The sequence below is a fragment of the Blastococcus sp. PRF04-17 genome, assembly GCF_023016265.1.
Taxonomy (GTDB): Bacteria; Actinomycetota; Actinomycetes; order Mycobacteriales; family Geodermatophilaceae; genus Blastococcus_B.
Window position 1 is genome coordinate 2295442 of the sequence record NZ_CP095412.1, and the last position, 15840, is coordinate 2311281.

At 73.5% G+C, this 15840-nt stretch carries 19 protein-coding genes; 9 read left to right on the forward strand and 10 right to left on the reverse strand.

Annotated elements, in window-relative coordinates:
• Nucleotides 1-9 precede the first annotated feature (9 nt).
• The 4 genes from MVA48_RS11710 to MVA48_RS11725 all read left to right on the forward strand — a co-directional run bounded on the left by MVA48_RS11710 (nt 10) and on the right by MVA48_RS11725 (nt 3020).
• On the forward strand, nt 10-795 hold the full coding sequence (locus MVA48_RS11710; RefSeq protein WP_246980537.1) for a hypothetical protein: 786 nt from the start codon (nt 10-12) through the stop codon (nt 793-795).
• Nucleotides 744-1694 carry a hypothetical protein gene (locus tag MVA48_RS11715; RefSeq protein ID WP_246980539.1) on the forward strand — a complete coding sequence of 317 codons (951 nt, stop codon included), beginning with the start codon at nt 744-746 and terminating at the stop codon, nt 1692-1694. Before MVA48_RS11710 ends, MVA48_RS11715 begins: the two co-directional genes overlap by 52 nt.
• Nucleotides 1691-1948 (forward strand): hypothetical protein, encoded by a 258-nt coding sequence (locus MVA48_RS11720; protein ID WP_246980541.1) that lies wholly within the window; start codon nt 1691-1693, stop codon nt 1946-1948. Before MVA48_RS11715 ends, MVA48_RS11720 begins: the two co-directional genes overlap by 4 nt.
• 145 nt (nt 1949-2093) lie before the next feature.
• Nucleotides 2094-3020, forward strand: coding sequence for a type IV toxin-antitoxin system AbiEi family antitoxin domain-containing protein (locus MVA48_RS11725; RefSeq protein WP_246980543.1), 927 nt, complete (start codon nt 2094-2096; stop codon nt 3018-3020).
• 84 nt (nt 3021-3104) lie between these two features.
• On the opposite strand, the gene MVA48_RS11730 is transcribed toward MVA48_RS11725, so the two are convergent.
• From MVA48_RS11730 to uppS, 6 genes are all read right to left on the reverse strand, one after another.
• On the reverse strand, nt 3105-4403 hold the full coding sequence (locus tag MVA48_RS11730; protein WP_246980545.1) for a PhoH family protein: 1299 nt from the start codon (nt 4401-4403) through the stop codon (nt 3105-3107).
• Between the two features lie 264 nt (nt 4404-4667).
• Nucleotides 4668-5426 carry an ABC transporter permease gene (locus tag MVA48_RS11735; protein WP_246980547.1) on the reverse strand — a complete coding sequence of 253 codons (759 nt, stop codon included), beginning with the start codon at nt 5424-5426 and terminating at the stop codon, nt 4668-4670.
• Complete coding sequence (locus MVA48_RS11740; RefSeq protein ID WP_246980549.1) at nt 5426-6409, reverse strand: ATP-binding cassette domain-containing protein; 984 nt, start codon at nt 6407-6409, stop codon at nt 5426-5428. The genes MVA48_RS11735 and MVA48_RS11740 overlap by 1 nt, the downstream gene beginning before the upstream one ends.
• A gap of 69 nt (nt 6410-6478) precedes the next feature.
• Nucleotides 6479-6733: a hypothetical protein gene (locus MVA48_RS11745; protein WP_246980551.1), complete on the reverse strand. Its 255-nt coding sequence runs from the start codon at nt 6731-6733 to the stop codon at nt 6479-6481.
• Between the two features lie 4 nt (nt 6734-6737).
• Nucleotides 6738-7952: a DUF885 domain-containing protein gene (locus MVA48_RS11750; RefSeq protein WP_246980560.1), complete on the reverse strand. Its 1215-nt coding sequence runs from the start codon at nt 7950-7952 to the stop codon at nt 6738-6740.
• A 24-nt stretch (nt 7953-7976) separates the two neighbouring features.
• Nucleotides 7977-8537: a polyprenyl diphosphate synthase gene (gene uppS / locus MVA48_RS11755; RefSeq protein ID WP_305852255.1), complete on the reverse strand. Its 561-nt coding sequence runs from the start codon at nt 8535-8537 to the stop codon at nt 7977-7979.
• Nucleotides 8538-8884: 347 nt separating this feature from the next.
• Between uppS and trhA the strand changes: the two genes are divergently transcribed.
• Nucleotides 8885-9697 (forward strand): PAQR family membrane homeostasis protein TrhA, encoded by an 813-nt coding sequence (gene trhA, locus MVA48_RS11760; protein WP_246980562.1) that lies wholly within the window; start codon nt 8885-8887, stop codon nt 9695-9697.
• A gap of 4 nt (nt 9698-9701) precedes the next feature.
• Here trhA and MVA48_RS11765 read toward each other — a convergent pair whose 3' ends face one another.
• The 3 genes from MVA48_RS11765 to MVA48_RS11775 form a co-directional block, all read right to left on the reverse strand.
• Nucleotides 9702-10955 carry a geranylgeranyl reductase family protein gene (locus tag MVA48_RS11765; RefSeq protein WP_246980564.1) on the reverse strand — a complete coding sequence of 418 codons (1254 nt, stop codon included), beginning with the start codon at nt 10953-10955 and terminating at the stop codon, nt 9702-9704.
• A gap of 18 nt (nt 10956-10973) precedes the next feature.
• Nucleotides 10974-11192 (reverse strand): hypothetical protein, encoded by a 219-nt coding sequence (locus tag MVA48_RS11770; protein ID WP_246980567.1) that lies wholly within the window; start codon nt 11190-11192, stop codon nt 10974-10976.
• Between the two features lie 250 nt (nt 11193-11442).
• Nucleotides 11443-11928: a hypothetical protein gene (locus tag MVA48_RS11775; protein WP_246980569.1), complete on the reverse strand. Its 486-nt coding sequence runs from the start codon at nt 11926-11928 to the stop codon at nt 11443-11445.
• A 429-nt stretch (nt 11929-12357) separates the two neighbouring features.
• On the opposite strand from MVA48_RS11775, the gene MVA48_RS11780 reads away from it, so the two are divergent.
• Nucleotides 12358-12606, forward strand: coding sequence for a hypothetical protein (locus MVA48_RS11780; RefSeq protein WP_246980570.1), 249 nt, complete (start codon nt 12358-12360; stop codon nt 12604-12606).
• Here MVA48_RS11780 and MVA48_RS11785 read toward each other — a convergent pair.
• Nucleotides 12580-12954: an STAS domain-containing protein gene (locus MVA48_RS11785; protein ID WP_246980571.1), complete on the reverse strand. Its 375-nt coding sequence runs from the start codon at nt 12952-12954 to the stop codon at nt 12580-12582. The two genes, MVA48_RS11780 and MVA48_RS11785, sit on opposite strands and share 27 nt — an antisense overlap.
• 151 nt (nt 12955-13105) lie before the next feature.
• On the opposite strand from MVA48_RS11785, the gene MVA48_RS11790 reads away from it, so the two are divergent.
• From MVA48_RS11790 to MVA48_RS11800, 3 genes are read left to right on the forward strand one after another with little or no spacing between them, the layout of a single operon-like run.
• Nucleotides 13106-13816, forward strand: coding sequence for a response regulator transcription factor (locus tag MVA48_RS11790; RefSeq protein WP_246980572.1), 711 nt, complete (start codon nt 13106-13108; stop codon nt 13814-13816).
• Nucleotides 13813-15180 (forward strand): sensor histidine kinase, encoded by a 1368-nt coding sequence (locus MVA48_RS11795; RefSeq protein WP_246980573.1) that lies wholly within the window; start codon nt 13813-13815, stop codon nt 15178-15180. Before MVA48_RS11790 ends, MVA48_RS11795 begins: the two co-directional genes overlap by 4 nt.
• A complete protein-coding gene (locus MVA48_RS11800; RefSeq protein ID WP_246980574.1) occupies nt 15177-15779 on the forward strand; it encodes a GerMN domain-containing protein in 603 nt (200 codons plus the stop codon). Before MVA48_RS11795 ends, MVA48_RS11800 begins: the two co-directional genes overlap by 4 nt.
• The last annotated feature ends 61 nt before the right edge of the window (nt 15780-15840 follow it).

Sequence of the window (15840 nt, forward strand, 5' to 3'; positions counted from 1 at the left end):
CGCTCCCCCGTGGCGGCTCCGATCGCCGCCGCGCCGGTCGAGGACGTCGTGCTGCCCCCGGTCGCGGAGCCCGAGGTCGCGCTGCCGGAGGTGGTCGTCCCCGAGCCAGTGCTCCCGGAGGTCGTCGTCCCCGAGTTCGCCGTCCCCGCTGCCCCGGTCGCGGCCGAGTACCACCCGGAGCCGGTGGCCGAGATCGCCGTCGCGCCGCTGCCCGAGCCGGCGCTGGAGCGCCCCGCCGAGCCGATCTACGCGGCCGCCGACGGCGCTCCGTCGCTCTTCAGCACCCCGGACTACTCGTTCGGCGACTCGATGTGGGGCATCCCGCTGTCGCAGAGCCTGTGGGGCGAGGCCAGCTCCACGTCGCTGACCACCGACGCCCCCATCTGGGAGGAGGTTGCGCGCGCGGAGCCGGCTGTCGAAGCCGAGGACGTCGCGGTCCAGGACGTCGAGGTCGAGGACACCGAGCCCGAGGACGTCGTGGTCCCGGACGCCGAGGACGTCGTGGCCGAGGACGTGGCAGACGTCGTCGTCGAGGACGTCGTCGAGGACGTCGAGGAGTTCGCCCCGACGCTGGCCCGCACCGCGAGCGATCCGGCACCGCTGGTGTCGCTGGACTCGACGTCGGTCATGCCGCCGCTGTCCCTGCTCCCCCGCTGCCGGGCTCCCGTCGCCGGGGCCGACCGCCGGTGCCGCCGAACGGGTCGCGCCGGGTGGCTCCTCCGGCACCCGAGCCCACAGCCGCCGTGGCCGCTCACCAGCCCGAGGCCGAGCAGCCCGCTCCGGAACCCCCGGTGATCGCGCAGCCGACGCCCTCGCCGTTCCACGACCTGTTCGCCGGCGCACCGGAGGTCCGCTCGCTGGCCACCGTGACCCGGCTGCCGGTGGTTCCGCTCGAGCCCGCGCCGGACAGCCTCGGCAGCTCCGACGAACTGTTCCCGGAGGAGCCCGCCGCTGCGTCGCCTCCGCCGGCGGTGGACGTCGTGCCGGTGCGCGAGGAAGCGGTCGACGCCGTCCTGCCCGCGCAGGACGAGATCTCGGGCCGCCTGGCCGCGCTCGGGCTGCCGGCCCACCTGCTCGGCGCGTCGTTCGCGGACGAGGTCGGCGAGCAGGGCGTCTACGCCGCGTTGACGCGGGCGCTGTCGATGCGCCTGCCCAAGGCCCCCGCGCTGCCCACCGGCGCCGGCGAGGTGCTGTTCGTGGTGGGCCCGGGCATCGAGACGCTGCGCGCCGCGCAGTCCCTCGCCGCCTCGCTGCGACTCGACCCGGACCGCGTGCAGTGGGCGACCCGCGGCGACCTCGCCGGCCTGGCGCCGGTCAGCAGCCGGGTGACGACGACCGCCGCCGCGATCGAGCGGCAGAAGGACGCCGCCGCCGCCGGCACGGTGACGATCGTGGCCGTCGACGCACCGCTGCGGACCGACGCCTTCTGGACGGCGCAGATGATGTCGATCTGGTCGCCCGTGGCGGTCTGGGCGGTCGTCGAGGCGACGCGCAAGCCCGAGGACATCGAGCCGTGGCTGGACGGACTGCCGCAGGTCGACGCGCTGATCGTTCAGGACACCGACCTCAGCGCGGACCCGGCCGCCGTCCTGCGCCGGGTGGACGAGCCCGTGGCCCTCCTCGACGGCGCCCGCGCCACCGCCCACCGCTGGGCCTCGCTGCTGTGCGAGCGGTTGGAGAGCGCACAGGCATGAGCCCGCTGCGCTGGGACGTACTCCTCACCGGGTTCGTGCTGTCCCTGCCGGTGATCGCGCTGGGGCTCCGCGGAGACCTCACCGCCGAGGAGACGATGAACCGCGTGCTGTGGTGCCTGGGCGCGGGCTGGGCCGCCGTGGCCGTGCTGCGCTTCGCCTCGGCCCCGCGCGGGCCGGTCGCGGCGCAGCGGCCAGGTCCGGCGAGGCCCGGCGATCCGCGGGATCCCTCGGTGGACGCGCAGAGCTCGCCTTAGGGGGTCGACTCCACGCTTGTGGGGGGCTGCAGGACTCCGGAGGCGTGCACATCACCCCGAGAGCAGTCGTCCACAGGCCGTCCAGCTGTCCACGGATCGCGCCACTGGGCACGTTCGAGGAACAGCCGCCAGCAGCGTTGGCGCCATGACCGAACCCACCTTCGACCGCTCCGAGCTGCTCCTGCGCCGCGATGCCGTCATGACCGGCCGGACCGACGGGGAACTGAGCAGGCTGGTTCGTGCCGGAGGCCTCGTGCGACTACGCCGCGGCGCGTACGTCGACCAGCTCCTCCCGCCGGATGCCGCCGCAGTGCACCGACTCCTCGTCCACGCGACCGTTGCAGGCCTCCGGCGGGAGGCCGTGGTGAGCCATCAGTCCGCAGCGGTCCTGCACGGGCTACCGCTGTGGGACGTTCCGCTGGACCGCGTGCACGTCACGCGGCAGCCCCCTGCGTGGAACGACCGGAGCGCGGTCCTGCGTTGCCACGTCGCCCGGCTCAGGGACGACGAGGTGACCACGATCGACGGGCTTCACGTCACCGACCCGGTACGCACCGCGCTCGACCTGTCGCGCTCCCTCCCGCACGAAGCCGCGGTGGTCATGCTCGACTCGGCACTGCACCGGGGACAGGTCGACCACGCGGAACTGCGCGTGCGGCTCTTCGACATCGCGGGCGTCCCCGGCAGCCGGAGCGCGGCCCGTGCGGTCGCCGCCGCGGACGGGCGCAGCGAGAGTGTCGGCGAGTCCCGAAGCCGGGTGGTCCTCCACCGCTGGAAGCTCGCCCCGTCGACCCTTCAGTTCGACGTCCGATCGAAGGACGGGGCGCTGATCGGCCGATCCGACTTCGCCTGGGAGGAGCATCGCCTGCTGGGCGAGTTCGACGGCAAGGTGAAGTACAGGCGGCTGCTGAAGCCAGGGCAGGAGCCGGGCGACGCCGTCTTCGAGGAGAAGCGACGGGAGGATGCCATGCGGGACGAGAACTGGAACGTGGTCCGATGGGTGTGGTCGGACCTGCGGCGTCCTGACCGACTCGCCGCGCGGGTGCGGAGAGCGCGGGACCGCGACCGCTGACCCCGCTCCGGGGGTGTCGTGCACGCTCGTGAAGTCCTGCAGGACTCCGACAGCATGCACGACACCCCGAAGTGCGGCGGCGGGTCAGAGGGGGAGGTCCTCCAGCATCTCGGTGACCAGGGCGGCGATCGGCGAGCGCTCCGACCGGGTCAGCGTCGTGTGGCTGAACAGGTGGTGGCCCTTCAGCGCCTCGATCACCGCCGTGACGCCGTCGTGCCGGCCCACCCGCAGGTTGTCGCGCTGGGCCACGTCGTGGGTGAGCACCACCCGCGAACCGCTGCCCAGGCGGGAGAGCACCGTCAGCAGCACGCCGCGCTCGAGGGACTGCGCTTCGTCGACGATCACGAAGGAGTCGTGCAGCGACCGCCCGCGGATGTGCGTCAGGGGCAGCACCTCGATCAGCCCGCGCGAGTCGATCTCGTCGATCACCGCCGGGGAGACGAGCGCGCCGAGGGTGTCGTACACCGCCTGCGCCCAGGGCGACATCTTCTCGTTCTCGCCGCCCGGCAGGTACCCGAGCTCCTGCCCGCCGACGGCGTACAGCGGCCGGAAGATGACCACCTTCTTGTGCGCCCGGCGCTCCATCACCGACTCGAGGCCGGCGCACAGTGCCAGGGCCGACTTGCCGGTGCCGGCCCGGCCGCCGAGCGACACGATGCCGATGTCGGGGTCGAGGAGCAGGTCGAGGGCGATCCGCTGCTCGGCCGATCGGCCGTGCAGGCCGAAGGCCTCGCGGTCGCCCCGCACCAGCCGCACCTGCTTGTCGGGCATGACCCGCCCGAGCGCCGAGCCGCGGGAGGACAGCAGCACCAGTCCGGTGTGCGTCGGCAGCTCCGCGGCGGCAGGCACGTAGGCCTCACCCGCGTCGTAGAGCTCGCCGAGCTCGGCGTCGTCGAGGGAGACCTCGGCCATGCCCGTCCAGCCGGCGTCGACGGCGTCCATCACGCGGTACTCGTCGGTCTCCAGGCCGACGGCCGCGGCCTTGACGCGCAGCGGGACGTCCTTGGTGATCAGGCAGACGTCGCGGCCCTCGCCGCGCAGGTTCAGCGCGACCACCATGATCCGGCTGTCGTTGCTGTCGTTGCGGAAGCCGGCCGGCAGCACGCCGGGGTCGCTGTGGTTGAGCTCGACGTGCAGGGTGCCGCCGTCCTCGCCGATGGGCACCGCCGCGTCGAGGCGACCGTGCGCGACGCGCAGGTCGTCGAGCATGCGCAGCGCCTGCCGCGCGAACCAGCCGAGTTCGGGGTGGTTGCGCTTGTCCTCCAGCTCCCCGATCACGACGAGCGGGAGAACCACGTCGGAGTCCCCGAAACGCATGAGCGCGCCCGGGTCGGACAGCAGGACGGAGGTGTCGAGGACGTACGTGCGGCGGGTGTTGGTCACGAGGCGTCTCCCGTGGGGCGCAGGGCGCGCCCCCGCTCGAAGGTGGCCGGGCCCCGGCGCAGAGGCCGGGCACCGGCCCCTCTGGTCGACGTGAACGTCAGCACCAACCGGGCCTCCCGTGGACGGCGAGGGCAGCTCGTCGTCCACTGCGGACGCTAAGCCCACCTACCGACAGAAGCCCGCACACCACCCCGAAAGGGAGCGCAACGTTCACTCAAAGGGGTACCAGTCGTCCCATTCGTCGCAGCCGGGCGCAGTGGTCGCTCAGCTGGATTCCCGACGGAACCGGCGGACGCCGAAAAGCCAGCCGAGCACCGCCAGCGCCACGGTCAGAGCCGCACCCCACCAGGCGGTCGAGGTGTCGTATCCGCCCACGAAGAAGTCACGGGTGCCCTCGACCACGTGCTTGAGCGGGTTGACGTCGCTGACCGCCTGCAGCCAGCCGGGAGCCAGCGTCATCGGCAGGAGGATGCCCGACAGCAACAGCGTGGGCAGCACGAAGGCGTTGAGCAGCGGCGCGAACGCGTCCTCGCTCTTCAGGGTCAGCGCCAATGCGTAGGAGACGGACGCGAACGCCGCCCCCAACAGGGCGATGACCACCAGCGTCAGCACGACGCCGAGCAGCGGCGCCCGCAGGCCCAGCGGGATCGAGACGAGCACGAGCAGCACGCCCTGCACCCCGAGCACGATGACGTCGCGCAGCACCCGCCCCAGCAGCAGCGCCGTCCGGCTGGCCGGGGTGACCCGCTGGCTCTCGATGACACCGGCCCGGTACTCGGCGATCAGTCCGAACCCCACGAACAGGGACCCGAAGATGCCCAGCTGGACGAGGATCCCCGGCACGAAGATCTGGTAGGCGTTGCCCGCGCCGAGCTGATCGGACAGCGGCTCGAGCAGGGGCCCGAACAGCACGATGTAGAGGATCGGCTGCAGCATCATGATCACGAGCCAGGTCGGGTTGCGCAGCGACATCCGCATCGCCCGGCCGAAGACCGTGTAGGTGTCCCGCAGCAGCGTGGGCATCAGACCGTCACCTCCTGGGCGGGCGCGGGCGTCCCCGCGTCGCGCAACGACCGGCCGGTCAGCCCGAGGAAGACGTCGTCCAGGCTCGGACGCCGGCTCTCGACACCGGCCACCGCGATGCCCGCGCGGTCGAGCCCTCGGACCAGGTCGACGAGCGCCGTCCCCCCGTGCGGTACCCGGCCCACGACGCGGTCGTCGACCACCTGGGGGAGCTCGGCGCCCGGGATCGCGCCCACGAGCCGGGCGACCTCCCCCACGTCGTCCGCACGAGCGGCGGTGACGGTGATGACGTCCCCGCCGACCTGCGACTTCAACTCGTCGGGGGTGCCGCTCGCGACGATGGCGCCGTGGTCGATGACCAGGATCCGGTCGCAGAGCGCATCGGCCTCGTCGAGGTAGTGCGTGGTGAGGAAAACCGTCGTGCCCCGCTCCTCGCGCAGCGCCCGGATGTGCGTCCAGAGGTTGGCCCGGGCCTGGGGGTCGAGGCCCGTGGTCGGCTCGTCGAGGAAGACCAGACCCGGGACGTGCACCAGACCCATCGCGATGTCGAGCCGGCGCCGCTGCCCGCCCGACATGGTCTTGGGCTGGCGCTCCCAGAGCCCGTCGAGGTCGAGCTCCCGGAACAGCCGCCGGCCCCGCTCGGTCGCCTCGGCGGTGCTCATGCCGTACAGGCGGGCGTGGTCGACGACCTCCTCGCCGGCCCGCGCCTCGGGAGCGGTCGAGCCGCTCTGCGAGACGTAGCCGATGCGGCGACGGACGCCGACGGGGTCGGTCATGAGGTCGCAGCCGGCGACCGTGGCGGTGCCGGCCGTGGGCACCAGCAGGGTGGTCAGCATGCGGAGGGTGGTCGTCTTGCCCGCCCCGTTGGGCCCGAGGAAGCCCACGATCTCACCGGCCTCGACGTCGAGGTCGACCCCGACGACGGCGTGGACCTCCTGCTTGCGCTTGCGGAAGGTGCGGGCGAGCCCGCGGGCGTGGATCACTGCGACAGCATGGCGAAGGGGTGTGACCGCGGTCGACGCAATTCGCCCAGGGCGTGACGGCGGGTCAGGTCAGCGCCAGCGGTCCGGCGGCCGCAGCGCCGGGCGCTCCACCGTGTCGGTCCGGTAGCCGGGTCCGGGATCGTCGTACGGGTAGCGGTGGCGCCGGGGCCGGGCAGCGACCAGTGCCCACAGCACCGGCACGAGCAGCACCGGCCACTGGAGCGAGAGGTCCCCGAGCCACAGCAGCAGGCCCAGCAGCAGCGCACCAAGCCAGGCCGCCGTCCACAGCCCGAGCGTCCGGGCCTCCCGCGGGTCGCGCGCCATCGCCTCAGCGGACCCCCAGCTCGGCGGCGACCGCGCGCGGCGTCAGCGGCTCGTCCAGCAGCCGCACGAACCGGTCCGCGACGGGTTGGTCGGCGGGCCGGTCGGCCAGCCATCGGGAGAGGAGGTCGTACCCCTCGACGTAGGTGGAGATGTAGGCCCGCCACAGCGGATGGGTGAGGAACCGGATCTGCTGGGCCGCGCGGTCGGCGCTGACCAGCGACCACCGCTGCAGGAAGGCGCTGACGTCGGCGGTGTCGGCGCCCCGGTCGTGCAGCAGGATGGCGGCGTCCTGGCGCACCCGGTTCAGCGGCGCGGCTGCGGCAGCGACCTGCTCGGCCAGGTGCCCGTCGAAGCGCAGGCCGAGGTCGCCGACGATCTCCGCCGCCCACGGCCCCCACCCCTCCCCGATGGAGGCCTGCACCCCCAGGTCGGCCAATCCCTCGGCCATCAGGCACTCGGGGGTGTTGACGAGGAAGACGGTGTGCTCGGGTCGGCCGGCCCGCTCGACCAGGCCGCGCTCCTTGCGGCAGTGCTCGGTGTGGTGCCCCGGGTAGGCCTCGTGCGCGACGAGGTGCGGCAGGTGGCTGAGGCGGTGCGGCAGGTCGGCGTTGATCGCCACTCGCGAGCGGTAGTCGCCCTCGTAGTAGTTGAAGCCGGACCACGGCTGGTCGGTGACCACCTCGTAGGCGACGGTCTCGACCTCGGGCAGCCCGTACTCCTTGCGCACGCGGTCGCGCAGCGCGCTGGAGAGCGCGTGCACCGCCGCCTCCAGGCGGGCCGGCGGGCACTCCTCCCGGCGACGGTGCTCGGCGTAGCGCTCGGCGAGCGACCCACCGCCGGGCAGCAGCCGCCCCAGTTCGGCGTGCGCGGCGGCGTACACCGACTCGTCGCCCAGTGCGACGTCCACCTGGAAGTAGGCGGCCACCTCGTCGACGAAGCCGACCGGCTCGCCGCTCATCGTCCGCGCCGTGCACTCCAGCCCGGTGAGCTGGCCGCGGAGGAAGTCCGCCCGGTCGGCCGGCAGTCCGGACGCGTCGAGCTCGGACAGCAGGTCGCGGGCCTGGTCGCGCAGGAGTTGCGGCGTGGGCGCCGGTTCGTCTCCCACCTCGGCCCGGATCCGTGGATCGCCGGTGTAGGCGTCGACGAAGCCGGACTCGAGCCGGTCGAAGCGCAGCCCCAGCCGCACGTACTCGAGGGGAAGATCCAGAGCTCGCGCCATGCCCGGCAGTTTCGCAGCCGAGGCTCAGGAGCCGAACCGGCGGTGCCGGGCGGCGTAGTCACGCAGCGCCCGCAGGAAGTCGACGCGGCGGAAGTCGGGCCAGTAGACGTCGGTGAAGTGGAACTCGGCGTTGGCCGTCTGCCAGAGCAGGAAGCCCGAGAGGCGCTGCTCTCCGCTGGTGCGGATCACCAGGTCCGGGTCGGGCTGCCCGCGGGTGTAGAGGTGCTCGGCGATGTGCTCGGCCTCGAGCGCGTCGACGAGTTCCTCGAGCGTCCTCCCCTGCGCGGCGTGCTCGGCCAGCAGCGAGCGGACGGCGTCGGCGATCTCCCGCCGTCCCCCGTAGCCCACCGCCAGGTTCACCGTCGCCCCCGGACGATCGCGGGTGTCCTCCTCGGCCTGCTTGAGGACGGCGGCCGTCTCCGGCGGCAGCACCTCCAGCGCTCCCATCGCCCGGAGCTGCCAGTGCCGACCGGGTCCGGCCAGCTCGCAGGCGACGTCCTCGATGATGCGGAGCAGCGGCAGCAGTTCGGGCTCCGGCCGGGACAGGTTGTCGGTGGAGAGCAGGAAGATCGTGACGACCTCCACGCCGGCCTCGTCGCACCAGCCGAGGAAGTCGACGATCGTCGCCGCCCCCGGCGGTGCCCGTCGTTGACGTCCTCGAGGCCGCTGGCGCGGGCCCAGCGACGGTTGCCGTCGGCCAGCACACCCACGTGGCGGGGCAGCGCCGCGCCCTCGAGTGCACGGGCCAGCCGGCGTTCGTAGACCACCGTGAGCAGATCGCGGACCTTCTGGCGCGCCCCCACGCGGCCACAGTAGTTAAAGGACCCCGTCCTCCTCACCACTCGCAGGCTCGCGGCGAGCCTCGGGACGGGGCCGCGCACGTCACAAGCGGTCGACATGACGGCCTACCTACGGGTTCGTAATCTCGGTCCATGAGCGTCTCTCCTGACAACGAGCGCGTGCGGGTCGAGGCCGACGACGCCGAGCTCGAGGGCACGCGCAGCGACGCGATGACCGCCGTCCTGGAGGAGGGCGACCGGCCCGATCACGTCTGGACGGCGGACGACTTCGCCGACGGCGACTGGGAGCACCCCGACACCCGCCCGCGGATGCGCGGCTGGCTGCACCTCTTCGCGTTCTTCGGCGCGATCGCCGCCGGAGCGGTGCTCATCCCGCTGGCCGCCGTGCTGGGGGCCCGCGCCGGCCTCTCGGTGGCGTTGTACTGCCTCACCATCTGCGGCTTGTTCGGCGTCAGCGCGCTCTACCACCGTCGCCGCTGGTCACCCCGGGGCTGGAAGATCATGAAGCGGCTCGACCACTCGATGATCTTCCTGTTCATCGCCGGCACGTACACGCCGTTCGCGCTGATGGCGGTCGACCAGCCCACGGGGTACTGGATCCTCGCCATCGTCTGGATCGCCGCGGTGGGTGGGGTCGTGCTCAAGCTGAGCTGGCCGACCGCCCCGCGCTGGGTCGGTGTGCCGCTGTACATCGGCCTGGGATGGGTCGCGGTGTTCGTGCTCACCGACATCCTGCACATCGCCGGCGTCACCTCGATGGTGCTGCTCGCCGTCGGCGGGCTGCTCTACACGGTCGGTGGCGTCGCCTACGCGATCAGGAAGCCCAATCCGTGGCCCGGCACGTTCGGCTACCACGAGGTCTTCCACGCGATGACGATCGTGGCGGCGATCTGCCACTACATCGCCGTGTACTTCGCGATGTACAACTCGCCCTTCGTCGGCTGAGGGATCAGGCAGCGGCGAACGGCGGGCGGTCGTCGAGGCGGAGGGAGTTCCGCCCTGCCCACCGCCAGAGCCGGGCGACGACGTCCCGGTCCTCCTCGGTGACGAGGTTGCCCATCACCCGCAGCGCGACGGTCATCAGCGCGCGGGACCGCATGCCCACCGGCCCGGCGGCGGGCAGCAGGCGCGGCACCGTCAGCAGACCGGCCAGCCGGCGGGCGATGGAGAACGCCTCGCCGTAGTGCCGCTGCAGCGTGGCCGGCCAGACCGGCGCCCAGTCGTCCTCGGCGAGGAGGTCGACGACGTTGCGACCGGTCTCGAGTCCGTAGTCGATGCCCTCTCCGTTGAGTGGGTTGACGCAGCCGGCCGCGTCGCCGATGAGCGCCCAGTTCCGTCCCGCCACCCCGGAGACGGCGCCGCCCATCGGCAGCAACGCGGAGGCGACCTCGCGGACCGGCCCGTCGAGCTGCCACTCCTCCCGCCGCGACTCGGCGTAGTACTCGAGCAGGGATTTCAGCTGCACGCCGGCCGGCCGGCGGGCGGTCGCCAGGGTCCCCACGCCCAGGTTCACCTCGCCCGCTGCGGCGCCCAGGGGGAACACCCAGCCGTAGCCCGACAGCAGCTCGCCCTCGGTACCGCGCAGCTCCAGATGGGAGGAGATCCACTCGTCGTCGCTGCGACCCGAGCGGACGTAGCTACGGGCGGCGACGCCGTACGCGGTGTCACGGTGCCACGTCCGCCCGAGCACCCGGCCCAGCGGTGACCGCACGCCGTCCGCGACGACCAGCCGCCGGCATGCGACGGTGACGTGGCGGTCGTCGAGCTCGAACACGACGGCCCGGACGCGGTCGCCGTCCCACTCGACGTCGACCGCGCGGGCCCCGTCGAAGGCGGTGACCCCGGACTCGAGCGCCACCTGCCGGATGCGGGCGTCGAGTTCGGTGCGCGGCACCGCGCTGCCGTGATCGGGGAACGCCCCGCCCGGCCAGGGCAGCTCCCACTGCTGGCCGAACCCGGCCGCGCGCAGACCGCGGTTGCGGGCGTGCCCGCGCACCCAGTTCCCGAGCCCCAGGAGGTCGAGCTCGGCGACGGCACGGGGGGTGAGCCCGTCCCCGCACGTCTTGTCCCGGGGGAAGACGGCTGCGTCGGCCAGCACGACGTCGTGCCCGGCGCGCGCCATCCACGCCCCAGCCGCCGAACCGGCGGGCCCGGCTCCGACCACCAGGACATCGGTCGCGACGGGGACGGCGGCGGGAGGCACGCAGCCGAGTGTCCCAGGTCAGCGCACCGCCTCAGCCGAACAGGGGAACGCGGCCGCGGAGGCGCCCAGCTCGGCGCGGTCCTCCGCCGTGAGCGGTTCCCGGCCGGTGCTGCGGCGGGCGGCGGTCACGTCGTCCCAGCGCGCGGGCAGCGGGCTCCCGTTCAGGTCCTCGAGGACCCGCCGGACCTGGGCCAGCGGCCGCCGCGGCCGGACCGGGCCGATCCGGGTGCCCGACAAGAGAAAGGACCCTCCTGCCCCTCACGCCTCGCAGGCTCGAGGCGGGACCCTCGGCCGGGGTGGTGAGCGCGACCGGAGCGCGACGCGCGTCGCTCAGCATGTGGAAGCCCAGGTCGATCGGCGTCCACCCGGCGCAGCCGGTCGGCTGCCACCCCTCGTCGGTGGTCAGCTCGCCCAGCACGGCGGCGACGTCGGCGTACGCGGTGCGCAGCAGGTCCAGCGGTTCGGCCACCCGATCGGGGCGGCAGGGTCAGCCGACGTTCGGGCCGCGCCCGCGCACCTCCTCGACCGACTCCATGGCACGGCGCAGCTCCGCCAGCCAGTCCTCGGCGTGCCGGCCGACCAGCCGCACCGCCCACGCCAGGGCCTCCGACCGCGACCGGGCGACGCCCGCGTCGACCAGGGTGTCGAGGACCAGGCGCTCGGCCTGGCGCAGCCGGGTCATCACCGGCGTCGAGAGGTTGGTGAAGATCTCGCGCTCCTCGCCGCACGCCGCGCCCCAGGCCACCGCGCGGCCGTAGCGCTCCTGGGCGGCGTCGGCGATGGCCATGCGCTGCTGGCGGGTCTCCTCCCGGAAGCGGGCGATGCGGCCGGCCCGCGCGGCCGCCGCGTCACCGTCGCCGGCCGACGGCTCGGCCAGCGTGCCCACCACCGTGATCTCTTCCCGATCGATGGTCAGCTCGACCGGGCCGGTGAACCAGTCGTCGGGCAGCCGGCCGGCGAACCAGCCCGCCACCTCCGCGCGCTCGACCGGCGGCGGCGCCTCGGGACCGCGCCCCCGGCCACCCCTGCCGCGTCGTCCGAAGCCTGGTCCGAACGCGCCGCCGAACGGTGCGTCCGCGAATCGATGTCCATGCATGACGCCCTCCCGATCCGGAATTGATTACATGATTACACGGTAGGCCATCGTGCCTCCTGCGGAAAGCCGGCAGTCAGTCGGGCGGGTCACCGCCTGTTCGCGGCGGCTCGATGCAGTGACTGCAATCTCCCGGGGGAAGGTCATCACCCGCGTCGCCCTCATTCGGCCGCCGGGAGGTTCGGGCGGGACCAGACGTCAACGGATCGTCACGCGGGGGCTCCGCCTCGTTGAGATCTCGTGACGGGTCGATGGACACGCCGGGCGCGGCCTTCCCCGGTCCACGGCGCTCGACGCAGCCTCGTCGCCATGGAAGCGGTCTGGATCGAGTCCCTGCACAACCTGCACTGCCCGCACTGCGACAGCCGGCTCCTGCAACGAGCGGGGCGTCATTTCCACAGCGCGCTGGGGGCGCAGGTCTACGTCGGCGACGTCGACTCACTCGCGTGCCCGGACGGCCACCGACTGCCCGGCCGGGACCAGCTGTACGACTACCGGGCGCAGCAGGGCCACGCGGCCGTGGCTCCGGTGTCAGAGGTCGGTCCGCTCCCGGACTGACCTGCCGCGCGCCGCGGCGGCATCGCCACGCTGCACCTGCAGCACCCGCCACAGGCCGGTCCGGCGGAGCATCTCGCGCGTCCGCCGATCGGCACCCCGCAGGACGACGCCGCCCCCGCGGGCGCGGCAGACCCGGTGCGCCCAGAGGAAGCTCGCCAGCGCGGGACTTCCGAGCGAGTGCACCCGGCTGAGGTCGACCACGATCCGGCGGGCACCCGCGAGCAGCGCGTCGTGCAGCACCCAGCGGGCATCGGCCAGCCCGTCGGAGAGGAGGTCTTCGTCGAGCGGGACGACGACCTCGTCCCCAGCGGCACCCGAGGTCTCCGCGCCGGCGGCGAATCGGCTCATGGGGCGACCTCCCGGGGTCCGGCGCGTGCTGAGTGCTCTCCGACAGCCTGACCGGACGACGTTGCGATCCCCCGTCCGAGAGCTTTGCGATTGCGTGACGGTCCCGCGCCGGGGGCGTCACTGACGCCGCCCGGTGGCACCATGGACCGACGTGGCGCCGCGTCTGCTCGTCGTCGAGGACGACGACCACATCCGCACGGCGCTGCGATGGGCCCTGGAGGACGAGGGGTACGCCGTCGACGAGGCGGTCAGCGGCGAGGAAGCCTGCTCGCTGGTGGACGCGTCTCCGCCCGACGTCATGGTGCTGGACCTGATGCTGGGCCGGATGGACGGTTACGCCGTGGTCCGGCACGTCCGGCGCACGCTCGACCTGCCGATCATCGTGGTCAGCGCCCGCGCCGACACGCACGACATCGTCGCGGCACTGGAGGCAGGGGCCGACGACTACGTGACCAAGCCGTTCCAGGTGAAGGAGATCACCGCCCGGCTCCGGGCTCTCCGGCGTCGTGCCGGAGGGAGCACGCCGTCGAGCGCGGCCGGCCCGCAGGAGGAGGTGCTGGACCGGCATCCGGCCGCACCGCTGGTGCTCCGCGAGGCCAGCGGCACCGTGCACCGAGGCGACGAGCAACTGCCGCTGACCGTGACGGAGTTCCGGCTGCTCTGCGAGCTGGCTGCCGTCCCGGGGCGCGTCCTCAGCCGTCAGGACCTGCTCGAGCGCGTGTGGCAGCACGGCTTCTTCGGCGACGAACGGCTCGTGGACGTGCACATCCGCCGCCTGCGCACCAAGGTCGAGCTGGATCCGAGCGCCCCGCGGCTGGTCGTGACGGTCCGCGGGCTGGGTTACCGGCTGGACCGGCAGTGAGGCTGGCGCCGGGGCCTCGCGGCCTGCGCGCGCGGATCGTCGTCGCCTTCGGCGCGGCGACCCTCCTGGTCTCCGCGGTGGTGGTCGTCACGACGTTCCTGCTGGCCCGCGGCTACCTCCTCGAACAGCGCGAGAGCTCGGCCACTCGGACGGCGTTCAGCGACGCCGAGCTCCTGCGCAGCCGCCTGTCCACCGCAGGCACCGGGGTGGGGGACGCGCTGTCGGCGATCTCGAGCGGCCGGGCCGACGTCGTCGTCCGCAGCGGTGAGTCCTGGTACTCCTCCAGCCTGGACGTCGGAGCGCGGGACGTACCCGAGTCGCTGCGGGAGCTCGTGGAAGCCGGGTCGGCGGGGCGCGAACGCGTCAGCTCCGCCCAGGGCCCCCGACTGGTGATCGGGTTGCCGGTGGCCGGTGCGGATCTGGACTTCTACAAGGTCGCACCGCTCGGCGAACTGCAGTCGGTTCTCCGCACGCTGGCCGCCGTCCTGGGCGCGGCCGCGCTGGCCGCGACCGTCGCAGGCGCCCTGTTCGGTGTCTGGGCCAGCAGGCGGGTCGTCCAGCCGCTGGAGCAGGTGGCGGGCGCGGCCGCGAGGATCGCCGCGGGCGAGCTGACGACCCGGCTCGAGCCGACCGACGACCCGGATCTCGTCGGCATCGTCAGCAGCTTCAACACGATGGTCGACGCCCTGTCCATGCGCATCGAGCGCGACGCGCGTTTCGTCGGCGACGTCAGCCACGAGCTGCGCAGCCCCCTGACCAGCCTCGTCACCAGCGTCGAGGTGTTGAGCGCCCGGCGGGACGAGCTCAGCCCGCGGTCGCAGCAGGCACTCGGCCTGGTGGAGGAGCAGCTCAGCCGCTTCCGCGTGACGCTCGACGACCTCCTCGAGCTGGCCCGGCTCGACGACGACCCCACCGGCGAGGACAACCGCGTCGCCCTCGGCGCGCTGGTGCGCGAGGTGCTCGCCGCCAGCGGCCGCCCCGCTGGTCTGCTCACGGCGGACGACGACGGCATGACCGTCGTCCGGGGTGACAAGCAACGCCTGGAACGAGCGGTGCGCAACCTGCTCGACAACGCCGATCGGCATGCCGGCGGCGCGTGCTGCGTCGGGGTGCACCGTCGCGACGGATCCGTCGTCCTCACCGTGGACGACGCCGGCCCCGGCATCCCCCGCGAGGACCGCGAGCGGATCTTCGAGCGCTTCGTGCGCGGCCCCAGAGCGGCCCGGGGCTCCCTGCCCGGTGCCGGACTCGGCCTCGCGATCGTCGCGGAGACGGCCACCCGGCACGGGGGCGCCGCGTGGTGTTCGAGCAGCCCCTGCGGCGGCGCCCGCCTGAACCTGTCCCTGCCCGCGGAGGAGTCATGAAGCGCACCGTCCGGTTGCTGACCGCGGTGCTGCTCGCCCTCGTCCTGGCCGGGTGCGGCGTGCCCACCGGCGGAGGGCCGGAGGCCATCGCGGCCTCGGACGTCCCGTACGGCCTACTCACGCCCCCGAGCACGTCGCCGGCTCCCTCCTCCTCGCCGGCCCAGGAGGACCGCCCCCGGGTGTACCTGGTCGGACCGGACGACGTGCTCGCACCGAGCGGCAGGGACGTCCAGGGCACCGGCCTGCGCGAGCGCCTGGACGACCTGCTCGGCCAGCTCGCGGACGGCCCCACTGCCGGCGAGCGGGACGACGAACTCACCACAGCGCTGCCGCCGGGTCTCCGTCTCTCCGTGGCGGCGGTCGACGAGGGGACGGTGACCATCGACCTGACGGGCCCGGCCGAGGCGCCGTCCGGCGAGCAGACCCGGCTGGCCGTGGGACAGATCGTGCTGACGGCCACCTCGCTGCCGCAGGCGCGCGCCGTCCTCCTCACGCGCGACGGCGAGCCCCTCGAGGCACCGTTGCCGACCGGGGAGCTGACGACCGAACCGCTCACGGCCGCCGACTACGAGGCGCTGCTGACCGGCCCGCCGTCATGATCCTGCGGGATCGTGACGATCCCATGACAAGCGCCGCCGCCGAGCCGAACCGGGCCGAGGA

Excerpts from the sequence above, each read along its gene's own strand:
- MVA48_RS11720 (WP_246980541.1), top strand. The coding sequence starts at position 1,691 with ATGAGCCCGCTGCGCTGGGACGTACTCCTCACCGGGTTCGTGCTGTCC.
- MVA48_RS11725 (WP_246980543.1), top strand. The coding sequence starts at position 2,094 with ATGACCGAACCCACCTTCGACCGCTCCGAGCTGCTCCTGCGCCGCGAT.
- MVA48_RS11735 (WP_246980547.1), bottom strand. The coding sequence starts at position 5,426 with ATGCCCACGCTGCTGCGGGACACCTACACGGTCTTCGGCCGGGCGATG.
- MVA48_RS11745 (WP_246980551.1), bottom strand. The coding sequence starts at position 6,733 with ATGGCGCGCGACCCGCGGGAGGCCCGGACGCTCGGGCTGTGGACGGCG.
- MVA48_RS11750 (WP_246980560.1), bottom strand. The coding sequence starts at position 7,952 with ATGGCGCGAGCTCTGGATCTTCCCCTCGAGTACGTGCGGCTGGGGCTG.
- trhA (WP_246980562.1), top strand. The coding sequence starts at position 8,885 with ATGAGCGTCTCTCCTGACAACGAGCGCGTGCGGGTCGAGGCCGACGAC.
- MVA48_RS11780 (WP_246980570.1), top strand. The coding sequence starts at position 12,358 with ATGGAAGCGGTCTGGATCGAGTCCCTGCACAACCTGCACTGCCCGCAC.
- MVA48_RS11785 (WP_246980571.1), bottom strand. The coding sequence starts at position 12,954 with ATGAGCCGATTCGCCGCCGGCGCGGAGACCTCGGGTGCCGCTGGGGAC.
- MVA48_RS11800 (WP_246980574.1), top strand. The coding sequence starts at position 15,177 with ATGAAGCGCACCGTCCGGTTGCTGACCGCGGTGCTGCTCGCCCTCGTC.